General features: G+C 35.4%; 23 protein-coding genes. 11 read left to right on the top strand and 12 right to left on the bottom strand.

Annotation, left to right across the window (positions count from 1 at the left end):
* Positions 1-17: 17 nt before the first annotated feature.
* The 10 genes from OLM58_RS07690 (at position 18) to dusB (ending at position 13,072) form a co-directional block, all read left to right on the top strand.
* The gene (locus OLM58_RS07690) at positions 18-647 is read left to right on the top strand and encodes a porin family protein (protein ID WP_264531829.1); all 630 of its coding nucleotides are present in this window, start codon (positions 18-20) and stop codon (positions 645-647) included.
* An 8-nt stretch (positions 648-655) separates the two neighbouring features.
* Entirely contained in the window at positions 656-1,270 is a 615-nt protein-coding gene (locus tag OLM58_RS07685; protein WP_264531828.1) for a PorT family protein, read from the top strand.
* Positions 1,271-1,276: 6 nt separating this feature from the next.
* On the top strand, positions 1,277-1,648 hold the full coding sequence (locus OLM58_RS07680) for a 3-hydroxyacyl-ACP dehydratase (RefSeq protein ID WP_264531827.1): 372 nt from the start codon (positions 1,277-1,279) through the stop codon (positions 1,646-1,648).
* A 2-nt stretch (positions 1,649-1,650) separates the two neighbouring features.
* On the top strand, positions 1,651-2,136 hold the full coding sequence (locus OLM58_RS07675; protein ID WP_026110034.1) for a hypothetical protein: 486 nt from the start codon (positions 1,651-1,653) through the stop codon (positions 2,134-2,136).
* Positions 2,137-2,154: 18 nt separating this feature from the next.
* Positions 2,155-3,342 (top strand): DUF2062 domain-containing protein, encoded by a 1,188-nt coding sequence (locus OLM58_RS07670; RefSeq protein ID WP_264531826.1) that lies wholly within the window; start codon positions 2,155-2,157, stop codon positions 3,340-3,342.
* Positions 3,343-3,525: 183 nt separating this feature from the next.
* The gene (locus OLM58_RS07665; RefSeq protein ID WP_264531825.1) at positions 3,526-7,212 is read left to right on the top strand and encodes a 1-acyl-sn-glycerol-3-phosphate acyltransferase; all 3,687 of its coding nucleotides are present in this window, start codon (positions 3,526-3,528) and stop codon (positions 7,210-7,212) included.
* The gene (locus OLM58_RS07660; RefSeq protein ID WP_264531824.1) at positions 7,209-8,726 is read left to right on the top strand and encodes a phytoene desaturase family protein; all 1,518 of its coding nucleotides are present in this window, start codon (positions 7,209-7,211) and stop codon (positions 8,724-8,726) included. The genes OLM58_RS07665 and OLM58_RS07660 overlap by 4 nt, the downstream gene beginning before the upstream one ends.
* Before the next feature lie 6 nt (positions 8,727-8,732).
* Positions 8,733-10,400: a C45 family autoproteolytic acyltransferase/hydolase gene (locus OLM58_RS07655; protein ID WP_264531823.1), complete on the top strand. Its 1,668-nt coding sequence runs from the start codon at positions 8,733-8,735 to the stop codon at positions 10,398-10,400.
* On the top strand, positions 10,397-11,683 hold the full coding sequence (locus OLM58_RS07650; RefSeq protein ID WP_264531822.1) for a phenylacetate--CoA ligase family protein: 1,287 nt from the start codon (positions 10,397-10,399) through the stop codon (positions 11,681-11,683). Before OLM58_RS07655 ends, OLM58_RS07650 begins: the two co-directional genes overlap by 4 nt.
* Positions 11,684-12,079: 396 nt before the next feature.
* Positions 12,080-13,072, top strand: coding sequence for a tRNA dihydrouridine synthase DusB (dusB, locus tag OLM58_RS07645; RefSeq protein WP_017496887.1), 993 nt, complete (start codon positions 12,080-12,082; stop codon positions 13,070-13,072).
* Positions 13,073-13,128: 56 nt separating this feature from the next.
* Here the strand turns inward: dusB and OLM58_RS07640 are convergent, their stop codons facing one another.
* From OLM58_RS07640 to rbfA, 4 genes are all read right to left on the bottom strand, one after another.
* A complete protein-coding gene (locus tag OLM58_RS07640) occupies positions 13,129-13,491 on the bottom strand; it encodes a hypothetical protein (protein ID WP_264531821.1) in 363 nt (120 codons plus the stop codon).
* Complete coding sequence (locus tag OLM58_RS07635) at positions 13,470-14,897, bottom strand: MATE family efflux transporter (protein ID WP_264531820.1); 1,428 nt, start codon at positions 14,895-14,897, stop codon at positions 13,470-13,472. The genes OLM58_RS07640 and OLM58_RS07635 overlap by 22 nt, the downstream gene beginning before the upstream one ends.
* Positions 14,898-15,066: 169 nt before the next feature.
* Positions 15,067-16,266 carry an ABC transporter permease gene (locus OLM58_RS07630; RefSeq protein ID WP_264531819.1) on the bottom strand — a complete coding sequence of 400 codons (1,200 nt, stop codon included), beginning with the start codon at positions 16,264-16,266 and terminating at the stop codon, positions 15,067-15,069.
* Position 16,267: 1 nt separating this feature from the next.
* Entirely contained in the window at positions 16,268-16,660 is a 393-nt protein-coding gene (gene rbfA, locus OLM58_RS07625; RefSeq protein ID WP_017496883.1) for a 30S ribosome-binding factor RbfA, read from the bottom strand.
* Positions 16,661-16,890: 230 nt separating this feature from the next.
* Between rbfA and OLM58_RS07620 the strand changes: the two genes are divergently transcribed.
* Positions 16,891-17,310, top strand: a complete 420-nt coding sequence (locus OLM58_RS07620) for a CBS domain-containing protein (RefSeq protein WP_264531818.1) — start codon at positions 16,891-16,893, stop codon at positions 17,308-17,310.
* A gap of 133 nt (positions 17,311-17,443) precedes the next feature.
* Here the strand turns inward: OLM58_RS07620 and OLM58_RS07615 are convergent, their stop codons facing one another.
* The 8 genes from OLM58_RS07615 to atpG form a co-directional block, all read right to left on the bottom strand.
* A complete protein-coding gene (locus OLM58_RS07615) occupies positions 17,444-18,697 on the bottom strand; it encodes a murein hydrolase activator EnvC family protein (RefSeq protein ID WP_026110032.1) in 1,254 nt (417 codons plus the stop codon).
* A 23-nt stretch (positions 18,698-18,720) separates the two neighbouring features.
* Entirely contained in the window at positions 18,721-19,506 is a 786-nt protein-coding gene (locus OLM58_RS07610; protein ID WP_264531817.1) for a DUF4292 domain-containing protein, read from the bottom strand.
* A 14-nt stretch (positions 19,507-19,520) separates the two neighbouring features.
* On the bottom strand, positions 19,521-20,873 hold the full coding sequence (locus tag OLM58_RS07605) for a tetratricopeptide repeat protein (RefSeq protein WP_264531816.1): 1,353 nt from the start codon (positions 20,871-20,873) through the stop codon (positions 19,521-19,523).
* A gap of 49 nt (positions 20,874-20,922) precedes the next feature.
* Positions 20,923-21,939 carry a sugar phosphate nucleotidyltransferase gene (locus OLM58_RS07600; RefSeq protein ID WP_264531815.1) on the bottom strand — a complete coding sequence of 339 codons (1,017 nt, stop codon included), beginning with the start codon at positions 21,937-21,939 and terminating at the stop codon, positions 20,923-20,925.
* Between the two features lie 205 nt (positions 21,940-22,144).
* Complete coding sequence (gene dut, locus OLM58_RS07595; protein ID WP_264531814.1) at positions 22,145-22,579, bottom strand: dUTP diphosphatase; 435 nt, start codon at positions 22,577-22,579, stop codon at positions 22,145-22,147.
* A 28-nt stretch (positions 22,580-22,607) separates the two neighbouring features.
* A complete protein-coding gene (locus OLM58_RS07590; protein ID WP_070906203.1) occupies positions 22,608-24,068 on the bottom strand; it encodes a lipopolysaccharide biosynthesis protein in 1,461 nt (486 codons plus the stop codon).
* 94 nt (positions 24,069-24,162) lie between these two features.
* Positions 24,163-24,609 carry a GNAT family N-acetyltransferase gene (locus tag OLM58_RS07585; protein ID WP_264531813.1) on the bottom strand — a complete coding sequence of 149 codons (447 nt, stop codon included), beginning with the start codon at positions 24,607-24,609 and terminating at the stop codon, positions 24,163-24,165.
* 478 nt (positions 24,610-25,087) lie between these two features.
* A complete protein-coding gene (atpG, locus tag OLM58_RS07580; RefSeq protein ID WP_017496873.1) occupies positions 25,088-25,948 on the bottom strand; it encodes an ATP synthase F1 subunit gamma in 861 nt (286 codons plus the stop codon).
* Positions 25,949-26,012: the final 64 nt, after the last annotated feature.

The following is a 26,012-nucleotide window of genomic DNA, read 5'->3' as shown; positions in this document are numbered from 1 at the left end:
CTTAAATCAGACCAAAAATGAAAAAAATAACCGTAATTGCCTTTGTTTTATTTGTTGGAATTATAACGTCAAATGCCCAGGTAAAGGTTAGTCCGGGATTTCGCGGAGGTTTAAATATATCAGATTTAAGTAATATGCCGGGGAATAGCAGTTCAAAATCTGATTTTTATATTGGTGCATTAATGGCCATAAAATTCAATAAATATTTTACGCTGCAACCCGAGTTAAATTATTCGAGACAAGGTTCTGAAATTCGTCTGTCTTATTTAGATTTTGATAACAATACTTCCCGTCGCAGAAATCAGAAAGCCGAAATCAACTATCTTACACTGGGAGCTGTGGCTAAATTTAATTTTAAAGGAAAAGGTTTCCACGTGTTAGCCGGACCCTCTATAGATTTTAAAACCAATGATAATTTTGACAAATTTGGAGAGAACCCTGTTGATGTTGACTTTGCCATTGTTGGTGGAGTTGGGTATACCCTTCCAAATGGATTAACTTTTGAAGCCCGATTAAAACAAGGTTTAGTTGATATTTATGGTTACGACGGATATGATTATGATAATGAAAACAGACGCTATTATGATGACATTACTTTAAATCAGGTTTTCCAAATTGGTATTAGCTACACTTTCAAAGTAAAATAAATTAAATCATGAACAAAAGAAATTTAATAATTATCGTATTGGCCTTGTTTGCCTTAACAAGTTTACAGGCACAGGTTACCTTTAAACCAGGTTTGAGAGCAGGAGCTTCTTTTTCTACATTCTCCAATACACGTTCCGACTATAAAACTGATTTTTATATAGGTGGTTTTGGTGAAATCAAATTAACCAAAATTTACACCTTACAACCCGAAATCACATACAGTCAGCAAGGTGCGAGTAACGTTAAAACTTTTATCAGTTATAATAATGGTAACGATGTTGTGAGTTTGAAAGATTTAGAAATTGATTATCTTTCCATTGCTGTAGTCAATAAATTTACTTTAAAAAATGGCTTTCAATTTCAGGCCGGCCCCACTTTAGACTTTAGATTACAGGACAATTTGCTTTATGAAAAATCAGATATTGATCTGGCTTTTATCATGGGTATTGGTTATAGATTACCATCCGGATTAACTTTTGAAGCCCGTTTCAAAAAAGGAATTGTGGATGTTCTTGACAGTGATTATTACGGAAGCAATGCCAACAATAGCGATTATTGGTTTGGTGATTATAATACAAATGTTAGTTTTCAATTAGGTATTTCATATCCTTTTGGCAAATAAAAAAATATGGTTTTAAAAGATTTTTACAAAGTTCTTTCCGAAGAAAAAACAGGAGATTCTAAATACACAATTTCGATTCTGATCAATGAAAAACACGACGTTTTCAAAGGTCATTTTCCGGGCAATCCAATTATGCCGGGAGTTTGCATGATTCAGATTATAAAAGAACTTACGGAGTCTATCTCCAAAAGTACTTTGATAATGCAGACACTTTCCAATGTGAAATTTATGGCGCTAATCAATCCGGAAGTAAATCCGGAATTACGCTTAGAACTTGATATTGTTACAACAGAAGAAGATTTGGTTAAGGTGAAAAACACCACTTATTTTAACGACACCGTTGCGCTGAAACTGAGCAATGTGTACAAAAAAATATAACTATGAAATTAGTATTGTCATTGTTTTTATGGGTTCATTTTGTGAGTACTCCGGATTTATCCAGCATCAGAAAAATGTATGCCGACGTCACAAAATCGGAAGCAAACGCTAAAGAATTTTCAGAAAAACTTTCCGGTATTTCTGCCGACGATGATAAAATTCTGGTAGCCTATAAAGCAGCTTCTATTTTATTGGATTCGAAATTTAAAAACCGGTTAAAAGATAAAATGGATCGTTTTAAAGAAGGCGCAAAGTTATTGGAAGCCACTATAAAAAATGATCCCAATAATATCGAAATGAGAATGATTCGCCTGAGTATTCAGGAGAACGTTCCCGGAATTACCGGCTATAGAAAAAACATTAAAGAAGACAAAAAATACCTCACCGATCATTACGCAGAGCAAAGTGCTGCTTTAAAAGAATATCTAAAAAACTTTGTTTTACAATCAAAGAGTTTCTCCGAGAAAGAGAAACAATTTGTGAAGTAGATAAAGGAAAAAAAAGTCATGATACCTACTTTACCACAGCAGGAATTACTAAACGCTACAAATTTTTGTGTGATTGTACCAACGTACAATAATCACAAAACATTGAAAAGAGTGTTGGATTCTGTTTTAGATTTCACTTCAAACGTTATTATTGTTAATGACGGCTCGACCGATGAAACTTCTGAAATTCTGAAGCACTATTCGCAATGCACTCAGATTCATCATCCTAAAAATCTGGGAAAAGGAAGAGCTTTACGAAATGGTTTCAGAAAAGCAATCGAATTAGATTTTGAGTATGCCATTACAATTGATTCAGACGGACAGCATTTTGCTACCGATATTCCGAATTTTATTGCTGAGATTCAAAACCATCCTAATTCATTATTGATTGGGAGCCGGAATATGACTCAGGAAAATGTTCCCAAAAAGAGCAGTTTCGGAAATAAGTTTTCTAATTTCTGGTTTAAATTTGAAACCGGAATTCAACTCGACGATACTCAATCCGGTTACCGACTGTACCCCTTGAAACTCATTCCGAAACAATTTTACACGAATAAATTTGAATTCGAAATTGAAGTAATAGTTCGCTCTGCCTGGAAAGATATTGTGGTTAAAAATATTCCTGTTCAAATTTTGTACGATCCTGCTGAACGAGTTTCGCACTTTCGTCCGTTTAAAGACTTTACCCGCATCAGTATATTAAATACTGTTTTGGTTATTTGCGCATTGCTGTACATCAAACCCAGAGACTTTTTTAGAAAAGCAAAAAAAAAAGGTTTTAAAAAATTCTTTTTAGAAGACATTTTAGAAAGTAGTGATTCCAATTTCAAAAAATCGGCGGCAATTGCTTTGGGAATTTTTATCGGGATTTCTCCTTTTTGGGGTTTCCAAACCATCCTGCTTTTAACTTTTGCTACCTTATTTAAGCTTAACAAAGTGATCGCTTTTCTGGCTTCAAATGTGAGTTTTCCGCCTTTCATTCCTTTTGTTATTTACGGATCTTTAAAAATGGGGAGTTACTTTGTTTCAAACGATGTTATGCTAACTGCAAATGGTTCGGTTACACTTGATGATATTCAAAAAAATGCAACACAATATATCGTGGGAAGTCTTATTTTAGCATCCGTTTTAGCGCTCTCGGCAGGTCTGGTAAGTTATTTACTTTTAACCGCTTTTAGCGCTAAAAACAAAACAAAGATTACATAACGTCTTGCCACAGATTGAAAGGATTAAACGGATTTTTTTTAGCCACGAATTTCACAAATTAGTATAAATTAATTGGCGAAAATTCGCGAAATTCTTGACTAATTGACAACAGCATTTAAAATCAATTTAATCCTTTCAATCTGTGGCGAAAAAAACTGTAAGCAAAAACAATAATAAATAAACATGCATCAATACTTCTACGCCATTCATATGTTTGTAAACCGAAGAAAATCTTTATCGGTTGTTCTGGCTATTTTGATCCTTTTTGTTTTTGGATTTTTTGCCTCTCAAATTAAATTTGAAGAGGATATTACCAAACTGATTCCCACGAATGATAAAACAGATGTCACGGCAAAAGTGCTCAAACAGCTTAATTTTGCTGATAAAACTACCGTTATTTTCAAACTCGATAAAAACGGTACCGAAGACGATCTAAAAGAAATGGCAACTGCTTTTTCAGACAGTGTTACTCAATCCTGCAAACCCTATGTAAGCGGTATTCAGGGAAAAATTGACGAAGAAAATATTCAGGAAACCATCGATTTTGTCTACCACAATCTGCCTCTTTTTCTGGAAAATAAAGATTACGAAGTCCTGCAAAGTAAACTTCAAAAAGACAGCATCGCGGCGACAGTTCAAGGAAATTATAAATCAATTATCGCTCCATCCGGATTTATCACGAAAGATTTTATTTTACAGGATCCGTTGGGAATCTCCTTTATCGCTTTAAAAAAATTACAGCAATTAAATATTGGTGACGATTTTACGCTTGACAATGGTTTTGTCATGACCAAAGACAAAAAGAAATTACTTCTTTTTATTACCTCAAATCTTCCTTCAAGCGAAACCGAACAGAATACCATTTTTGCAGCAAAACTGAAATCCATTCAGGACAATCTGAATCAGAAATTCAAAACCAAAACCTCGATTCATTATTTTGGCTCTGCCCTGATTGCAGTCGCAAATGCCAATCAAATCAAAAGTGATATCATCCTGACCACATCAATCGCGATGTTTACACTCATGCTCATTTTGATTTTGTTTTATAGAAAAGTATTGATTCCGGTAATTATTTTTCTTCCTACTGTTTTTGGTGCTTTGTTTGCCATCGCCTTTTTATATTTTGTAAAAGAACAAATTTCTGCTATTTCATTAGGAATTGGTTCTATTTTACTGGGAATCACCATTGATTATTCCCTTCATATTCTCACGCACTACAAGCATAACAGCGATATAAAAACCTTGTACAAAGACATTACTATGCCGGTAATCATGAGCAGTTCAACAACGGCTGTTGCCTTTTTGTGCCTGCTTTTTGTAAAATCAGATGCCTTAAATGACTTGGGAATTTTTGCTGCCGTTATCGTAATGGCTTCGGCATTTTTCTCTCTTTTAATTATTCCGCATCTCTACAAACCGAAAGAGAATAACGTAGAACACAAGAAAAATGTGATTGATAAACTGGCTCATTTTTCCTTTCACAACAACAAATTTCTAATTGGTTTTTGCATTTTAATAGTTATTGTTTCCTGCTTTACTTATAAGAATGTAGGATTCAACAACGATTTGTCACAACTGAATTTTATTCCGACAGAAATAAAAGCGGCTGAAAAAGATCTGGAAGAAAGCACTAGCCTCACCTCCAAAACCATTTATGTCGCAGCCTACGGAAATAGTATGGAAGAGGTTTTACGAAATAACTCTGCCCTGTTCTCCGATTTATCAAAAGAAAAACAAAACGGCAAAATATTGAATTTTAGTTCTGTTGGCGGTATTATGCTTTCGCAAAAGGAGCAACAGCAAAAAATCGATCGTTGGAATTCGTTTTGGGACACCAACAAAAAACAGCTTTTACAAACACACCTAATTGTCGAAGGTTCCAAACTCGGATTTAAACCTACGACTTATACCTCTTTTTTCGATCATTTGAATTTCAATTTCAAACCCATTTCCGCACAGGAATATTTGAAAATACAGGCTTTACAACTGAAAGAATTTGTAACCGAAAAAAAGGGATTCTTCACCATTTCTACTCTCGTAAAAGTGAGCCCTGAACAAAGAGATTCTTTCGTAAAATCAACTGATACTAAACAAAATCTGATTGCTATTGATCGTCAGCAGATGAATGAAACGTTTTTCAGTACTTTAAAAACCGATTTCAACACACTGGTAAATTACTCGTTTATAGCGGTGATTCTAATTTTATTCTTCTTTTTCCGAAGACTGGAATTGGTTATTGTAAGCTGTATTCCAATTGCTTTAACGGGAATTGTTACGGCTGGGATTATGGGCATTTTTGGACTTCAGATGAATATATTCAGCTTGATTGTCTGTACCCTGATTTTTGGTCACGGTGTCGATTTCAGTATTTTTATGACCAGTGCCCTTCAAAAAGAATACACGACCGGAAAAAACGAAATTGCCATTTACCGAACCTCTATCATTCTTGCCGTAATCACAACAATTTTAGGAATCGGTGCAATGATTTTTGCTAAGCATCCGGCTTTGAGATCTATTTCATCCGTGTCTTTAATCGGGGTTTTTGCGGCACTTATTATTACGTTTATTTTCTACCCTATTCTTTTTAAAATATTCATTTCAAACCGTTCAAAAAAAGGAAATCCTCCGTTTGTCTTACGCACTTTTATACACGGTGTCATCTCTTTTTTCTATTACGGTATGGGCGGAATTTTGATGTCGCTTTTCAGCATCACTATTATGCCGCTTATTCCAATAAAGGAGAAAACAAAAATGAAAGCCTTCCGATACGTGATCTCAAAATTCATGAAATCGGTGCTTTATTCCAATCCGTTTATTCATAAAAAAGTCGTGAATAAATTTGGAGAAACCTTCGAAAAACCGGCCATTATTATTGCCAACCATTCTTCGTTCATTGATATTTTGGCAATGGGAATGTTGAGCCCTAAAATTATATTTTTAGTAAGTGACTGGGTGTACAACTCTCCTATTTTTGGCGGTACCGTTAGAAAAGCAGGTTTTTATCCGGTTTCGGAAGGAATTGAAGGTGGAGTAGAACATTTGCGCCAAAAAGTAAACGAAGGGTATTCGTTAATGATTTTCCCCGAAGGAACGCGTTCTGAGAGCAATCAGGTTAAACGTTTTCATAAAGGAGCTTTTTATCTGGCTGAAGAATTTAATCTGGATATTATTCCTGTGGTCATTCACGGAGCATCAGAAGCGATTCCAAAAGGCGATTTTGTCATTCATCACAGCCATCTTACGATTTCAATTCTGGAAAGAATTTCTCCGGACAATACTTCTTTCGGAAAAAATTATGCTGAGAGAACCAAGCAAATGAGTGCTTTTTTCAAAGAAGAGTACCAAAAAATCCGTCAACAATTAGAAGGCCCGGACTATTTCAAAAAAATGCTTTTACACAGTTTCGATTATAAAGAAATCGAAATCATCAATAACGTCAAGAGCGATTTAAAAGAGAATCTGGAAGTCTATTATCGTTTAAACAAACAGCTTTCGGCGAAAGACAGAATACTCCATTTATCCAATGATTATGGACAATTAGATGTATTACTGACCTTGCAGGAGCCTCAGCGAAAAATAACTTCGTTTAATTTTGACGAAGAAAAACGAGCGATTTCAAAAACCAATTATTTCCTCAAAAAAAGAAAAATCTCTTATTTAGATACGCTTGAACCGGCTTTGCAAAATCAATATGATGTTCTTTTGATTTCCGATAAGAATCAGGTGAATGATCTTGAAAAAATCATTTCTCTAACTTCTACAGTAATCTTGCTCAATCCTTCTGATTTAAAAAACACTTTGATTACATTTGACTTTGAATGTATTTTTGAAGATAACAGTATAATTGTATTAAAGAAAAAAGGAGCATGAAAGAACATTACGATGTTGTAATTGTTGGCAGTGGATTGGGTGGATTAGTCTCTTCGATTATTCTCGCCAAAGAAGGTTATAGCGTCTGCGTGCTCGAAAAAAACAATCAGTATGGTGGAAATCTCCAGACTTTTGTACGCGATAAAACTATTTTTGATACCGGAATTCATTACATCGGAGGCTTAGGAGAAGGACAAAACCTGTTCAAATATTTCAACTATTTGGGCATTATGGAGCATCTTAACCTCAAAAAAATGGACGATAACGGTTTTGACATCATCTCTTTTGAAGACGATCAAAACGAATATCCTCATGCACAGGGTTACGCTAATTTTACTTCCCAGCTCGTACATTTTTTTCCGGAAGAAAAAACCGGTATTGAGGAATACTGCAAAAGAATAAAAACAATTTGCGAATCTTTTCCGCTCTACAATTTAGAATGGGAAGGTAAATACGATAATGAAATCTTAGGCTTAAACGCCAAACAGACGATCGATGAATGTACCCAAAATGAAAAACTGAAAGCAGTTCTTGCGGGTTCTAATTTTTTGTATGCCGGAATTGCCGACAAAACACCTTTTTATGTTCATGCACTTTCTGTAAATTCCTATATTCAAAGTTCGTGGCGCTGCATCAATGGCGGAAGTCAGATTACCAAGCAGCTTTTAAAACAGCTCAAAAAATACGGTGGTGAATTTTACAAATACAAAGAAGTTACCCGTTTTAATGTTCAAGATAAAAAAGTAACTTCGGTAAACATGAAGGACGGAACCCACGTTTCCGGTACGTATTTTATCTCAAACATCGAGCCTAAAACAACTCTGAAAATGACCGGTGAGGAGCATTTCCGAAAATCATTTTACAGTAGAGTTCAAAGTCTCGAAGGCGTAATTTCGGCTTTTAGTCTGTACATCGTTTTTAAACCGAAAACGTTTAAATACATCAATCATAACCATTATCATTTTAAGAAAAGCAGCGAAGTCTGGACTGCTCATAACTATGATGATGATTCGTGGCCAAAAGGCTTTATGGCCTCAATGAATGCCTCCAAAAAACAGGAAGAATGGGCAGAAGGGATGACTTTCATTACCTATATGAAATACGATGATGTAATTCCCTGGGCAGCTACTTTTAATACTACGGTTGAAGAAAATGACCGTGGAGAAAGTTACGAAGAATTTAAATCCAGAAAAGCGGCAAAGTTTTTAGAAGAAATCGAACTGAAATTTCCGGGTATCAAAAACTGCATTCAATCCGTTCATACCTCGACGCCGCTCTCGTATCGGGATTATATTGGCGGGCACAATGGCAATATGTACGGATATGTTAAGGATTCAAATAATCCGATGAAAACACTGATTCCCTCAAAAACCAAACTGGATAATTTGTATCTTACGGGCCAAAGTATCAACATGCATGGTGTTCTCGGAGTAACTATTGGAGCCGTGGTAACCTGTTCTGAAATTGTTGGTAAAGAATATTTGGTAAACAAAATCAATCAGGCATCTGAATAAAAAGCTATGAAAAACCGAATTATATTCTTTTTATCTATCGGTTTTTTAGCGATGCTGGCCTCTTGCGGAACATCAAAATCAATGCGACACCTGCCTGAGATTGCCAGGTACAATGCGACAAAACCTATTGTCACTAAACTATCGGACAGTATTTCTATTTCCGGAAAAAATTCGCTTTTAAAAAACAAACAAGGCCTTTGGGAATTGTATGCCGAAGGCGATCCGCTAGAAATCGGACTCAACACGGGTGCCTTATCAGATTCGCTTTTAAAAAAACAAGAACATATTTTCTTCTCTAAAATACGAGATATCGTTCCGTCAAAATTTCAGCGGAAACTTCTTCGTCATTTCCTGAAATGGTACAACCGAAAACTATATTTGAATGTTCCGGAAGAATATCAAACCGAGATTTTTGGAGTTTCACAATATACCTCACCTGATTTTAATAACATTGCACCACAATACCATCGCAGTTTGTACCTGCATGCTGCACACGACATTGGTCATGCCTTGCAGGATTTGGCTTTAGTGGGCTGTTCGTCTTTTGCCGCATGGGGAGAAAAATCGGAAGACGGAAATTTAATTCTGGGGCGCAACTTTGATTTTTATGTGAACGATGCTTTCGCCGAAAACAAAATCGTGGCGTTTATCAATCCGAAAGAAGGTCACAAATTTATGATGATTACGTGGCCCGGAATGATTGGTGCAGTTTCCGGAATGAATGCAAAAGGACTAACGGTTACCATTAATGCCGGAAAATCTGAAATTCCGTTAATTGCCAAAACACCCATCTCAATTCTTACCCGCGAAATATTACAGCACGCCAAAAACATAAACGAAGCAATTGCTATTGCCAAAAAAAGAGCCGTTTTTGTATCCGAATCAATTATGGTGGGAAGTGCCGAGGATAACAAAGCCGTTCTGATTGAAGTCACACCTCAAAAAATGGACGTTTACGAGACTCCAAACGGCAATCAATTATTTTGTTCGAATCATTTTCAGGGAGAAGATTTAAAAAACGAAAAACGTAACCAGTTTCAAATGGCCAACAGTCATTCTGAATATCGTATGGAAAAGATGAAGGAACTTTTTACTGAAAATCCGAAAATCGATCCTGAAATTGCTTCTGAAATTCTTCGAAATAAAGAGGGTTTAAATAATATAAGTCTGGGATATGGTAATGAAAAGGCACTTAACCAGCTGATGGCCCATCACGGTGTTATCTTTAAACCTGCGACAAAACAGGTTTGGGTGTCTACAAATCCGTATCAATTAGGCGAATTTGTCTGTTATAATCTGGATAGTATTTTTAAAGAAAGAAAAACGGATCACATTGTTTCCCTGCAGCAAGTAAATTTAGACATTCCAAAAGATCCTTTTTTAGAAACAATAGCCTATAAAAATTACCGAAAATTTAGAGTCGAAGACCACAAATTTGATTTGTATCTAAAAAACAAAGAAACCATAAGTCCTGAATTTATCCCGAATTACCAATCGTTAAACCCTGATTATTGGGTTGTGTATTACAAAGCAGGGTTGTACTTTTATCAAAAAAAAGAGTACCGTCTTTCTCAGTCCAATTTTGAAAAAGCACTAACAAAAGAAATCACAACTGTTCCTGATAAAACAGTCATTGAAAAATATTTAAAAAAAATCAAAAGAAAATTACAATGATTCCATTAATAGAAAAAAATTCTTTAGAAGAAATTAAAATTTTTCAAGAGCAGAAGTTAGCGGAACTATTACACTATATCAGTCAAAATTCTCCTTTTTACAAACGTCTTTTCGCCGGACAAAATATTGACCTTTCGAAGATTAAAACCCTTGAAGATTTACAGCATTTACCCGTAACAACAAAAGAAGATTTACAAGAGTACAACGATGATTTTTTATGTGTTCCGCAACATCAGATTATTGATTATGCTTCTACTTCCGGAACTTTGGGCGATCCTGTTACTTTTGGTTTAACCGATTCTGACCTGGATCGTCTGGCTTATAACGAAGCCATTTCGTTTGCCTGCGCCGGAATTGCCGAAGGTGATGTGGTACAACTGATGACGACAATTGACAGAAAGTTTATGGCCGGTCTGGCTTATTTTCTGGGATTGCGAAAATTAAAAGTGGGTGTAATCCGCGTTGGTGCCGGAATTCCGGAATTGCAATGGGATTCCATTTTAAAATACAAACCGTCTTACCTGATTACCGTTCCTTCCTTTTTACTGAAATTAATCGAATATGCCGAAGCACACGGAATTGATTACAACAACTCCAGCATAAAAGGCGCCATTTGTATTGGCGAACCTTTGCGAAATCAGGATTTTTCAATGAATACTTTGTCAAATAAAATCATTGAAAAATGGAATATTAAGTTGTTCTCCACTTATGCCTCTACCGAAATGAGCACCGCTTTTACCGAATGCGAACATGGTGTTGGCGGTCATCATCATCCGGAGTTGATCATTGTTGAAGTTTTAGATGAAAATAATATACCTGTAAAAGAAGGTGAAATTGGCGAATTGACTTTTACTACTTTAGGTATTGAAGCCATGCCTTTACTGCGTTTTAAAACCGGAGATATTGTTCAATTACACAACGCTCCCTGCGCCTGCGGGAGAAATACCTTACGTGTTGGTCCGGTTGTTGGCCGCAAAAAACAAATGATCAAATACAAAGGCACAACACTTTATCCGCCTGCGATGAATGATGTTCTGAGCGGATTTGACAATATCGAAAATCATATTATAGAGATCTCTACCAATGATTTGGGAACCGATGAGATCCTGATAAAAATAGCCGTGAAAAATCAGACTCCTGAATTCTTGCAGGAGATCAAAGATCATTTCAGAGCCAAACTAAGAGTAACCCCAAAAATTGAATTCGCTCCAAAAGAAGCGTTGAATCCTTTGGTTTTTAACCCGATGAGCCGAAAACCTATTCGTTTTTTTGATTACCGATAAATTTAAAGGTACAAAGGTTCAGAGGTACAAAGGTTATCAAAAAAATTTTAAGCCTTTACTGCTCTGCACCTTTTGAACCTCCTATCATGAAAAAAAAGTGTAAAGTAGCAAAGGTTCGGAGGTACAAAGTCTTCTAGCAGCCCAATTAAAAAACCTTTCTCACTCTGAACCTCATATCACGAAAAAAAGGGGCAAAGTAGCAAAGGTGTAAAAGCACAAAGTTTTCTAACTTCCTAATTAAAAAACCTTTGAACCTTTGTCACTCTAAACCTCTGATCCTTATATCAAGTAAAAAATGGATCAAAAAAACCTCTGTACCTTTGCCTCTCTGAACCTTTGAACCTCAATTGGGTACAAATTGAACTAAATGTTGTAATTTTGCAAAAAATATTGAAGATGGTCAAGATTGGCAACATAGAATTACCCGAATTTCCTTTATTACTCGCACCGATGGAAGATGTGAGCGATCCACCGTTTCGCAGATTGTGCAAAACGCATGGCGCTGACTTAATGTATTCTGAATTTATTTCGTCGGAAGGATTAATTCGTGATGCTATCAAAAGTCGAATGAAGCTGGATATTTTTGATTACGAACGTCCTGTTGGAATCCAGATTTTTGGTGGTGATGAAGAAGCAATGGCACTTTCGTCTAAAATTGTTTCTGCCGTAAAACCGGATTTGGTGGATATTAACTTTGGATGTCCGGTAAAAAAAGTAGTTTGCAAAGGTGCCGGAGCAGGAGTTTTGAAAGATGTCGATCTGATGGTACGTTTAACCAAAGCGGTGATCAGAAGTACCGATTTACCTGTAACTGTAAAAACACGTTTGGGCTGGGATGATAGCTCTATTAATATTGATGAAGTAGCCGAAAGGCTTCAGGATATTGGTGTTCAGGCTCTGACAATTCACGCCAGAACCCGTGCACAAATGTATAAAGGTCATTCGGATTGGTCGCACATTGCACGTGTAAAAAACAACCCGAGAATCACCATGCCTATTTTTGGAAATGGCGATATCGACAGTCCTGAGAAAGCATTAAAATACAAAAATGAATACGGTATTGACGGGATCATGATTGGCCGTGCTGCGATTGGTTATCCGTGGATTTTTAACGAAATCAAGCACTATTTTAATACCGGTGAGCATTTACCTTCTCCTACCGTAATTGATCGTGTTGAAGCGGCCAGAAATCATCTGCAATGGTCTATGGATTGGAAAGGCGAACGCTTGGGAATTGTTGAAATGCGCCGTCATTACACCAATTATTTCAAAGGAATCCATTCGTTTAAAGAATACAAACAAAAACTGGTTACCACAGACGAACCTGAAAATCTTTTCGCTGTTATGAAAGAAATCGAACAGGTTTATGCCGGATATGAGTTTGTTTAAAATATAAAAAAGAGGAAGTTTCATTTACATGGCTTCCTCTTTTTGCATAAAATCATTTAATTCTCAAACTCGAGAAATGCATCATTTTCATAATAAAAAATGAATGCGTCAAACAATTGATTTATGGATGGATTTTCTAATTCTTCTTTTGCATTTTCTACCACATCTTCAATACTTGCACCATCCAATGTTTCTACCCAACCCTTTTCTTTTACTTGTTTTGGCAAATATTCATCTGAGTCTGGTGCAAAATCACGACTATCAAGTGAAAAAATTCCTAAGGTATCTAAATTCCATTCGCCAGAATTTGGTGGAAGATAAAACCATTCTAAATTCTTTTCCGGATGCGATAATACATCTCTAATACTTATTAATTCCATACTATTTTCACCTAAAATTACACCTGAACACGTTTCCATTTCCCTTTTTTATAAAAGAATATTGCAGCAAGCGTTATGGCTGTTTCGGCAACCGGAATAGCTATAAAAACTCCTTTTGGCCCCATATTAAAATGTTTGGCTAACGCATAGGCTAACGGAATCTGGAACAACCAAAACCCAAAGAAATTAATTCCTGTTGGTGTCCAGGTATCTCCTGCCCCATTAAAGGTATTGGTCAAAACCATCCCTATTCCGTAGAAAACAAATCCGACGCTCATAATTTGCAATGCTTCGACGGCAATACTTTTTACCAAATCATCATTCGTAAAAAACGAGATAATATACTCGCCAAAGCACAAGGTAACAATCATGATAACTGCCATAAAAATCACGTTGTATTTTGCTGTAGTAAAAACTGATTTTTCAGCACGATCCACTCGTTTGGCTCCCAGATTTTGCCCCACCAAAGTCGCAGCGGCATTACTCAATCCCCAGGCCGGAAGAATAAAAAACATCATTATTCTAAGAGCCGTCTGATAACCTGCCGATCCGTGATCGCCTCCTGTGGTAGCTACTAATTGTGCCAGAAAAATCCAGCTACAGGAAGCTATCACAAACTGTAATATTCCAGGAGCTGCAATTTTAACTAAGGCTTTTATTTGCGTGAAGTCTGGTATTAAATAAGAAACTTTAATTTTTAAGACTCCATTTCCATAGAACAAATGATAAATCTGATACAGAACACCAAGACTTCTTCCTGTAGTGGTAGCAATCGCGGCACCAACTAAACCAAACGCAGGAATTGCTGCAAAACCATTAATTAATATCGGACATAAAATAATATTACAAATATTGGCAATCCATAAACTTTTCATCGCAATAGCAGCATTTCCCGCACCGCGGAAAATTCCGTTAATCAGGAATAAAAAGGTAATACTTAAACTGGAACCAATCATAATTTGAGTATATCTAAAACCATGTTCGGCTGCATCTGCAGATGCTCCCATTAAAAGGAGGATATCTTTGGCATAAATAATTCCAAAAATGCTCAGAAAAATACTCAACACAAATGCAACAAATATCGCCTGCATTCCTGCTTTTGCTGCGGCAACAGGATCCTTCTCTCCAATTCGTCTTGCTACAACAGCCGTTGCAGCCATACTTAATCCGATGTCTAGAGAATATATAATTGTTAAAACAGATTCGGTTAATCCAACCGTTTGGATTGCAAAACTGCTGTGCTCCAAATGCCCTACAAAATACAAATCGACTAAAGCAAAAACAGATTCCATCATCATTTCCAAAACCATCGGAATGGCTAATAGAATGACTGCTTTTTTAATGCTTCCTGCAGTATAATCAAAAGACTCATCTCCCTGGAGAGCCTGTTTTAAAGTAGTGTAAATTTTAGAAAATAGATTTTTCTGTATGGTAGTTTCTGTCATAATAAATTAAGATAAATGATAAAATTCGTCCAGATGCAACGATCTGAACTCAAAAAACAAACGTAAGTATCCTAATTATTCTAAAAATAAAATAGGACTAGGCAGAAACTATCATATGCTGTAGATTTTTAAGACGGTAAATATAGGTAATATTTTTCTGGTAGAAATACTAATCAAGAAGCTTTTTACTCACACGGCTGCTGGCAATTAAAGAAGCAACAAAACCAAGTGATACAATGGTTGCCATCACGATGAGTACATTTTCTAAAGTAAAAACTACCGGATAAGCCAAAGTAGGTGTCAGCATAATCAAATTGTATTCTTGTTGAAGCAATACTAAAATGATTCCCAGAACAAGACCAATTATACCTCCAAAAACACTTAACAAGGTTCCCTGAAGAAGGAATATTTTGCGTAAACTGGTGATTTCTGTGCCCAGGTTAAAAAGCGTTTTCAGATTGTGCTTCTTCTCTAAAATCATCATAATTAAAGCACCCACTAAATTAAAAAGGGCCACAATAATTACCAGTGTAAAGATCAGGTACACTACAATGTTTTCGGTATTGAGCATCTTATACAAAGATTCGTTAAGCTGTGCTCTGTTTTTTATAGTGATTTTATTTTTGAATAATTTTTCCAGCTGAGATCTGATCTCAGTTTCATTGGCGTTTTCTTTCAGATTGAATTCTATTCCGGAAATCTGATTTGATTTATACATCAGTAATTCCTGTGTCAGACCCAAATCAGCAAAGACATACTTTGAATCTAAATCTTCACTGATCGAATAAATTGCGACAGGTAAAACGTCTGTTTTATTAAACGCTTCTTCCGGATTTTCGATCGCTCCTTTTCCGGGTTTAGGTGCAAATATTTGCAAAGGATTTTCGAAATCAAGAATTCCCAACGAAAAATCACGAGCAATTCCATAACCAATAACCACCTGATAGGTATCCGGTTTTAGCCATTCTCCATTAAAAAGTTTTTTCCTGATATCGTTAACAACAACATAGTTTTTGTCAACACCTTTTAAATAGGTTACCAGCTGTTTGTCTTTAAACAAAAACAAAACCCGTTCTTCGATAATCTTACTGTAGGAAGCAATTCCTTCAATATTTTTAAGCTGTGTTTCCTGATCCGGCGTTACAAAAAACGATTTTCCGTAAGTGCTGCTTATTTTCAGATCAGGATCTATTTCGTTAGTGAACGAAAGACTGAAGACTTTTAGTCCGCTAAAAACGGACAAAACCACAAACAAAGCCATCGTTCCAACAATAATTCCCATGCTGGCAATACGATTGATGATATTAATAGCATTGTTTTTACTTCTGCTAAAAATATAACGTTTGGCTATGTAAAGGGGGAAATTCAATTTATGATTTTCTTCTTTTTTCTAAAAGATCACGGTTTTCAATTGGGTTCTCTCTGTTAGATAACGCATTATCAATCTTTTCGATATAATCTAAAGAGTCATCAATAAAAAACACCAGGTTGGGTACACGACGCAATTGCAAACGCACACGTTGTGACAAATCGTGTTTGATTAAAGTTGTATTTGACTTTATGCCTTCTAAAGTTTCTTGGGCTTTATCCTGAGGAAAGATGCTTAAATAAACTGTCGCTACCGATAAATCTGTAGTAACACTAACTTTGGATACTGAAATTACTAAATTAGTGATTCCGTTTTTTCGCACTTCACCTTGCAAAATATCAACCAAATCTTTTTGGATGACACCGCCTATTTTTTTCTGTCTGTTTGTTTCCATACTGCAAAAATACTATTTTTAAATTTCAATCGGTGCAATTTCAAATGAACAATAGGATGATTTTTGTATTCTCGTTCAATTTCTTTCAAAAACAGCTCTCCTTCTAAAGAAAATTCAGCAAATACTCTACTTGTTTCAACATTTTGAGAAGTTGTAAAACATGATAAAGGTCATTTGTTTTATGTGGATTATTTCACAATTTTAATGGAAATAATCCAACACTTCCTATTATGAAAAAGAGAGAACCTATCAGTCACATTATGACTAAAAGCGTCATTACTGCAAGTGAAAATGACGACCTTAAAAAAATAGTTGAACTTATAAAACAACACACTATCCGGCATATTCCAATCGTTAGAGGCAAAGAAGTAATTGGTATCATAAGCCGTACGGATATTAATCGCCTAACTTTTGGTGCTTTGTTCGAAGGACAGGAGGAGGCAGACGAAGCTATTTTAGAAATGCTCAGTATTTCTAAAATCATGACTTCAAAGCCAAAAACCGTTTCATCGGATACCAGTATTCGGGATTTAGCTCAAATTTTAGTTACGGAGGAATTTCACGCACTTCCCGTTGTCGACAATGGCAAACTTACCGGAATTGTAACAACAACAGATGTTATGAAATATTTACTTGAACAATACGATTAACTTTAAATAAAAAACCTTTTCACCAGTCTATTTCCGGTGAAAAGGTTTTCTATTTAAGTCCTGAATCAACTTTACTATTGCACGGTTTTGGAAACTTTTTAAAAGTTAAACTTAAAACTGTAGTTGATTACTATTATCTGTTTTGCAACCATCCTTCTGGATTGTTATTGGATGTATTTTGAAGAATTAAAAACTTAATGATTGTTTTTCCGGTGTCACCACTGGTTCTCACTTTTCCTATGCTTTGTTTTACATTTACTTTATCACCTTTCTCCACAAAAACCTGACTAAGATTTTGATAAACTGTAAAATAATCTCCATGCTGAATCATAACAGCTCTGTTGATTGGAGACAAAACAATTACACTCGATACTACTCCTTCAAATACGGCACGGGCACTTGCTCCTTGTTCTGTTGTAATCTCAACTCCTGAATTATGCACCGTTAATGACGGATAAAGAGGGTGAGGCTGATCACCGTATCCTAACGAAATAAATCCTTTTTCTACCGGCCATGGTAATTTTCCTCTGTTGGCTTTAAAGTCGGCAGCTAAAATTTTTCCTTCCGGAGTCAATGCAATTTTAGAAGAAGAAACCGGAGTTTTAGATGCTGTCGAACCAGGATTTTCTTTTGCTCTTTCCAGGGCAGCTTTTCTGTTGGCTTCTGCAATGGCTTCACGAATCAAACGATCAATTTGCCTGTCGATTCTTTTGGCTTCCTGCTGTTTGCTTCTCGTATCGGCAATAATTTTGTTCTTGTCCTTTTTAATCGAATTAACTAGTTTTTGCTGCTCTTTCTTTTCCGTTTCTAAACTTTGTTTTTCTTTTTCATTTTCAGCAATAATCTTCTTCTTCACAATACGCTGACCGTTTAATCTGGCATTATAGTCTTCCAGCTCCGCAGTTTTAGATTGAATTTCTAATCCCTGATTTTTTCTGAAATTGGTATATTGTTTTAAATATTGTGCTCTTTTGTAGGCTTGCAAAAAGCTCTCTGAAGATAAAATAAACATGGCTCTGCTTTGCTCAGATCGGCTTTTGTATGATTTAAGAATCATTTTTGAATAATCTGCTTTTAAAACTTCCAGCTCTTTTTTAAGTTTATTAACCTTAACCTGATTAATATACATATCATTACTCAAAAGTTTTTCCTGTTTTGCAGTAGTATTAATCAGCTTTTCTTTCAGCTTGATTTTATTGGATTGAATTAAATAAACATTTACTGCCGATTTTTCTTTTTTCTTTACCGATTGCAGCATCTTTTCATTATCTCTAATTTCCTGCTGAATCTGAGCTTTACGCTGTTCCAGTTTTTCTTGTTGCGAATCTTGTGCCCACATAAAAGTAGTGGCACATATAAAAATTAGGCTTAGGAGAAATTTTGGCATGTTTATATTTTCTTTTTGCAAATTTACTTAATTATAACTTTCTTATAACCGCTTGGCACACTGTAAGGAAAAGAAAGTTCTTCGTTAAACGAAATCGTATTGTAATTTAAACTAATATTTGTTTTTCCTTTTGGCTGAACTGCACTGATTTCAATACTTGTTGGAAGTATTCCCTGATTGAAAACTTTACTGTCGGCATAGGAAATCTGCAAGAATCTGTTTTCTGATGGCTGTGAGATCTCTTCTTTTTGCAGCAGGTATTTTTCAGGATCCAAATAGAATGATTTTTTCAAATTAGAATCTTTTTCATCTTCTAATCGAAAAAGATTATCTACTATCGTTTGTGCATATTTTCCTTTTCTCAAATCATCTAAGGCTTCACCAATCAATAGATTCTGAACTTTACTGTAATCCAGTTCTGTTCCCAGCCATTTACTTAGACTTGTAAAATCGCCTTCGTAATAGGTCCCGTTTATTTTTTCGTAGTAGCTTACTGCTGTTGGCGTAATCAAAGCTTTTGCCATAGTAATACCAAGGAAACGAACACTTACTAAAATTTGTTTGTCTTTTTCAATTTTAATCTCAGCCGTAACATTCTGACTTTGTTTATCGTCAACATATCTCGCACCGGCTTTTACATACAGCGTTGAAAAATCTAACTTATTGTTGTAGTGATTCTCTATTACTTTTTTTTCTTCTTTGGGAGTAATTTCTTTTACTTCACTGGTATTGTTCTGCACTGCAACCGCCTTTGATTTACAAGAAATCATAAAAACGGACAATATCGCTATCGCTATATACTTTTTCATCTGGACTTAATCTTTTACTTTTTTTTCTTTAATAATTCATTTGCCTTCAAAAAGTATTCCTCTTTTTTCTTTGCATCTCCCAATCCATTGTAAGCCTCTCCCAACTGAATATTAAAATTTGCCTCTAGTGTTTTGTCCTCTACCACATAATCGAGTCCTATTTCTAAAACGGTTTTTGCGTTTTTAAATTGCTTTAACTGATTGTTTCCTAAACCGGCATAATAATAAAACTGCGGCTGACTTGGATAAACCTCAATCATGTTCATCGCTCTTTTTGTCATTGGCTCAAATTGTTTCGTCTGAGCATATGCTTCAAGCAAAAGCAAATTGGTTTCACGGTCTGTTACTGAATTGGCTTTTAAATCTTTTTCATAATATTTAATCGCATTTTCAAACTGACCTTTACTGTGATAGAATTTTCCAATTTCTTTGGCCACATCCACATTAGGATCGTTATCAAAATACGAAATGGCTTTCTCTAAATCTGGAGCATACTGTGGATTTTTGTTCGTATAGATCAAAAACTCATTTAAGGTACGATGTTTTATTTTGGAATCAATTTTTGAACTTCCCAAAATTACATTCATTGCCTTAATCGCTTTATCAGCCTGATTGCCGTCCAGATACACTTTAAACAAACTTACCTGCGCCCATTCTGAAGTTGGAATTTCCTTTGCCAGTTGTTTCGCAACATTTAGCGCCTTATCTGTTTCTTCTGATTTTGAATATAAAAAAATCAGATTTACATAATTTGATTCTTCTTTTGGATGCTGCTTTATCTGCTCAATCAAATTATCAATTTCTGCATTTTGATATTTCCCCTGAGATAAGATTTGCAATCTATAGCGATCACGATCTTCTGATTTCCCATACTTCTCATTCATTTCATTGATCGCCACCAACGCTTTGTCAAACTGATTGGTGATCATATACAGCGAAATCAAATCATCTTTGTACTCTTCATCAAAAACCATTATTTTCTGAATGGTTTCAATTGCTAAAGGATAATTTTTGGTTTCATAACTTACGTCATAAATTCCCAACCAATACCATTTATTTTTAGGATCAAGCTGAGTCGCTTTTTCAAACGAATCCTGCGCGCCTCGATAATCTTTTAAGGACAGATAATTTTTTCCTAGTTCAAAATAAGCTACCGCATCATTGGGTTTTAGCTTGATACACTTTTGTAATGAAGTGATGGCCTTATCATAATTTTCAATTCCTTTTTGTTTCAACGATTCATAAAAAGCATCCTGATACTCATCGATTGCCATAGCAATATCTTCCGGCTCTGTTTGAGCCATAACCGAAATGGGATTGCCAAGCAAAACGAAAAATAAAATTGCGATAACTCCTTTTTGTATCATTTTTTTAAATTTATTTTTAAACAAAAACGAATCTATTCCAACTGATAATCTATTCTAAAACTGAATAATCTCCAATGCTGACACTGCTAAACTTACCATCATAAACCACATGATTTCCAATCATTGCATTGTCAAGCTGTGCATTTTTTATTTGAGAATAGGATTGTATTAAACTGTTGCTAATTGTACTGTCTGTAACGTGACAACCTTTACCAATGGATACATTTGGACCAACTGTTGTGTTTTTCAACACTACATTTTCGCCAATATAACACGGTGGAATGATGGTTGAGTTTTCAAGTTTCACATCGTAATCTACTAAATGCTCCCCGTCATTGTGTAAAAACCCTAACATTCTTGAATTTGTTTCAACAGTAACATCTTTATTTCCGCAATCCATCCATTCATCCACACTTCCGGTTTTAAAAATTTTACCGTTCGCCATCATGGCTTTGATACCGTCGTTGATCTGATATTCTCCACCATTTTGAATATTATTATCCAAAACTCCCTGAAGTTCCTTTTTCAAATCACCTACTTCTTTAAAATAATAGATTCCAATAACTGCTAAGTCACTCACAAATTCTTTTGGTTTTTCTACTAATTCTATAATTTCATTATTAGTATTTAATTTTACAACCCCAAATGCTTCCGGCTGATCCACTTGTTTCACCCAAATAACGGCATCGGCAGAAGGATCTAATTCAAAATCGGCTCTGATTAAAGTATCTGCATAAGCAATTACTGCCGGACCTGATAAAGATTCTTTGGCACACATAATCGCGTGACCTGTCCCTAAAGGTAAATCCTGACGATAGATTGAAGCTTTAGCGCCTAAACTTCCAGCCAGTTCTTCTAAACTTGCTACAAGATCGTCTCCAAAAAAAGCCGGGTCTCCTAAAATAAAAGCAACCTCTTCAATAGGTTCTTTTAAAATTTTGGCAATGTCTTCCACCAATCGGTGCACGATCGATTTACCTGCAACTGGAATTAATGGTTTTGGAACTGTTAAAGTATGTGGTCTAAGTCTTGATCCACGACCCGCCATTGGAACGATTATCTTCATTTTTTTTTATTTATTTTAATGGGAAGATTTCAAAAATCCTCTTAGTTTGGTTCTTGATTTTAACCGTAACGGTTATTTATTCTGTAACTTAAAAAATTTTAACCGCAAAGTTTGCAAAAGGTTATTGGCAAAGATTACAACGCTTTTCATTTTATTTTTAAGATCGCAAGATACAGAAACGGATTACTGTGACTGTGACTGAAAACTATTTTACTCCTGTACTGCCAAATCCGCCTTCTCCTCTTGACGTTTCAGAAAGCTCTTCAACTTCTATCCATTCTGCTCTTTCGTGTTTTGCAATTATCAGTTGTGCGATTCGCTCTCCATTTTCAATTACAAATTCTTCGTTGGATAAATTTACTAAAATAACCCCTATTTCACCTCTATAATCTGCATCAACAGTTCCCGGAGAGTTTAAAACAGTTACTCCTTTTTTGGCTGCCAGTCCGCTTCTTGGTCTTACTTGTGCTTCATAACCAATAGGTAACTCTATAAAAAGTCCCGTTTTTACAATGGTTCGTTCTAAGGGTTTTAACGTAATAGTTTCTGTTAAATTGGCACGTAAATCCATTCCTGCCGAAGCTATCGTTTCGTAGTTCGGTAAAGCGTGCTGTGATTTATTGATAATTTGTATTTTCATTTTTATTATAAAAGATTAAAAAGTACCATTACTTTTTATTCATCATTCCTTTGATTGTTTGTTTTTCGTTATGATACACAAAATAGACAAAGCCCAAAAACAACGGGATTCCAACGAAATAATTTTCTCTGAATCCATAAAAAGAGATAGCCGAAAATACGATTGAAATTCCTAAGTAAGCTCCAATTTTGTTCATATCATAAGGGATTGGATAGTATCTGTTTCCTAAAATATACGAAATCAACATCATACTTCCGTACGCTGAAATAGTCGCAATTGCAGAACCGTAGTAACTGTACTTTGGAATTAAAACATAATTTAAAATCAAAGTCACGATGGCTCCCACAATCGAGATATAGGCTCCAATTTGTGTTTTGTCTGTCAGTTTATACCAAACCGATAAGTTGTTGTAAATCCCTAAAAAGAAGTTTGCCAAAATGATCAACGGCACCACTTTCATGGCCTCCCAATACGATTTATTATCCAGCAATAAATATTTTAAAACGTCTGCAAATACAATAACACCCAATAAAATCAATGATCCTAAAATCACGAAGTATTTTGTAATCACGGCATAGGTCTGAGGTGCATTTTCGTTTTTCGCATGACTGAAAAAGAAGGGTTCGATTCCTAATCTGAACGCCGTTGCAAATAAAACCATGAACAAACCTAATTTATAACAGGCTGAATACGCTCCAACTTCAGATTTTGCAAGATTCTCCGGTAACAGATATCCCAGCAAAATTTTATCAAAATGCTCGTTAACTGCGAAAGCAAGTCCTGCCACTAAAATAGGCAAACCATACTTCATCATTTTCTTCCAAAGTACAGGATCAAATTTTCGTCCAAGCGAAAGATAGTTTGGTGAAAGCACGATAAACGTCGCTAAACTCGCCAATAAATTTGCAATGAAAATATAAGCAATCTGGAAGTTCTCGACATACAAATTATCCCAAACAGAATTAGGGTTTGATGCTGCCAGTTTAGGAAGGTACATCAGGAAAAATATATTCAGTAATAGATTGATTATAACGTTACCTATTTTAATGGCCGCATATACCATTGGCCGCTGATTGGCTCTTAACTTAGAAAAAGGAATTAAAACCAAGGCATCTAAAACCAGGATCCATACGGTGTACGTGATGTACTGTACATCTACTTCGGCCAGAGTTGCCAATGTATTTCTAAAAATTAAGGCTGCAAAAAGGAAAATTATGGACGACCAGAATATTGAAATTGTAGAGGTAGCTATTACATTTTTCTTATCGTCTTCGGCACTGTAAAACCTAAAAAATGCAGTTTCCATTCCGTACGAAAGTACCACATTAAAGAAAACCATCCAGGACAAAACAATCGAAACTTCACCGTATTCTGCAGTTGGTAAAATACCTGTGTACAATCTGACTAACAGAAAACTCAGCATTCGCGGCAAAACCGTCGCTAGTCCGTAAATAGCCGTTTGTTTGAATAGATTTTTATATAATCCCAAAATATATGTGTGTAATAAAATTTATAAAACAAAAATAACCAATTCTTTGGTTTATTATTGATTTTGCGCTTCAATAAAAGAACTTGCTGTAATTTTAGTGAGTTAATTTTTCTTCGTCCAAAATTTTAACAAAATGAAAACCTCTTGGCGCGTACCCCTGATTGTAATAGAAACGATGCGCGGCAAAATTTCCGGTAAAAGCATCCAAAACGATACTGCTGCAATCTAAATCCAGGGCTTTCTGTTCGATATAATCCGTTAGTAGTTTGCCAATTCCCTTTGATCTAACGTACGGATTTACGACAAAATTGTCTATTTCAAGATATTTACCTGTCCATAATTTGGTAGCCGACCAGCAACCGGTAATTCCTAAACAAACGCCCTCTTCAAAAACTCCGATCTGGATGTAGTTATGTGGAACCATTTCTGAAAGATATGCTGCGTACTTTTCGACTGAAAGATTTGGATAAAGAAATCGCATGGTTTCAATTTGGTCCAACATTTCTTCAACTGTAGTAAGTTCTTGTACTTGTAGTTTCATCGTTTAAAAAAATAGATTTCAAAAATACTCAATTTTTTCCATTGCTCCTCACAAAATTAAGCCACAACTTCACCTGTAAAATGTATAAAAAAGTTCGAAAATTATATAAATTTCTAAAACCGGTTCTATAGTAACTTTGTAAAAAAGGGAATGAGAAAAGCTAGAATACAACCCTTAAAAAAGCAAAGCATGAGGACAAATAAAGCTAGTTTGTTCCTATAAAAGACAAAGCAACGGGATTGATTCTGCTGAAATGTAACCCTCAAAAAAACAGAGCATTGGGACTAATAAAGCTAGTTTGTTCCCAGAAAAGACAAAGCACTTGGTGATTTATAAAATGGTATTGATTCTCTCTTTTTTACTAAATTGAGAATCACCATTTTATAAGCTTCATTTTAAAAAATAACAACCCTATATATAAAAAAGGAGCCGACATTGATATGCCGGCTCTTTTGCTTTTTCTTATACTGAAATTTTCTTATCCATTTAAAGCTTCCGCTCCACCAACGATTTCTAAGATCTCGTTCGTAATAGCAGCCTGACGTGCTTTGTTGTAAGTTAATTTCAACTGGTTTCTTAATTCAGTTGCGTTGTCAGTTGCTTTGTGCATTGCTGTCATACGTGCTCCGTGTTCTGAAGCAAATGAATCGCGGATTCCTTTATATAATTGTGTTTTTAATGATTTAGGAATCAAAGTCAACACGATTTCTTCTTTTGAAGGTTCAAAAATGTAATCTCCTGTAGAAACTGCAGCATCAGATTTAATTGGAGCTAACGGTAAAAACTGTTCTGTCTGAACAATTTGAGTCGCAGCATTTTTAAACTGATTGTAGATCAATTCGATTCTGTCGTACTCTCCAGTAAGGAATTTCTCTGTTAAGTTATCAGCAATTCCGGCAACATTTTCAAAAGTTAAATGATCAAAAATTGCATTATGATGACCGTGTACTTTATGCGTTTTGCTTAAAACATCATTTCCTTTTTTACCAATAGCAAAAACGTCAACTTGTTTTCCTGCGTAAAATTCGGTACGATTCTTAACCTCTTTAATTACGTTAGAATTGAATGCACCACATAAACCTCTGTTTGAAGTTATGGCTACAAGCAATACTTTTTTTACTTCACGTTGAGTAGTGTAATCACCTCCAACTTCACCATCAAGTGTAGCGGAAAGATTTTGCAACAACTCCGTTAATTTCTCGGCATAAGGGCGCATCGCAGTGATTGCATCTTGTGCTTTCTTAAGCTTTGCAGCAGAAACCATTTTCATAGCCGATGTAATCTGCATCGTCGATGAAACGGAAGTAATTCTATTACGGATTTCCTTTAAATTTGCCATCTATTAATTAGAAAATGTGACAATTTGCAAATTAGATAATTAGAAAAATGCGGAACATTCACTA

The organism is Flavobacterium sp. N502540, from assembly GCF_025947365.1.
Classification (GTDB): domain Bacteria; phylum Bacteroidota; class Bacteroidia; order Flavobacteriales; family Flavobacteriaceae; genus Flavobacterium.
This window is presented reverse-complemented; position numbering and strand designations above follow the sequence as displayed.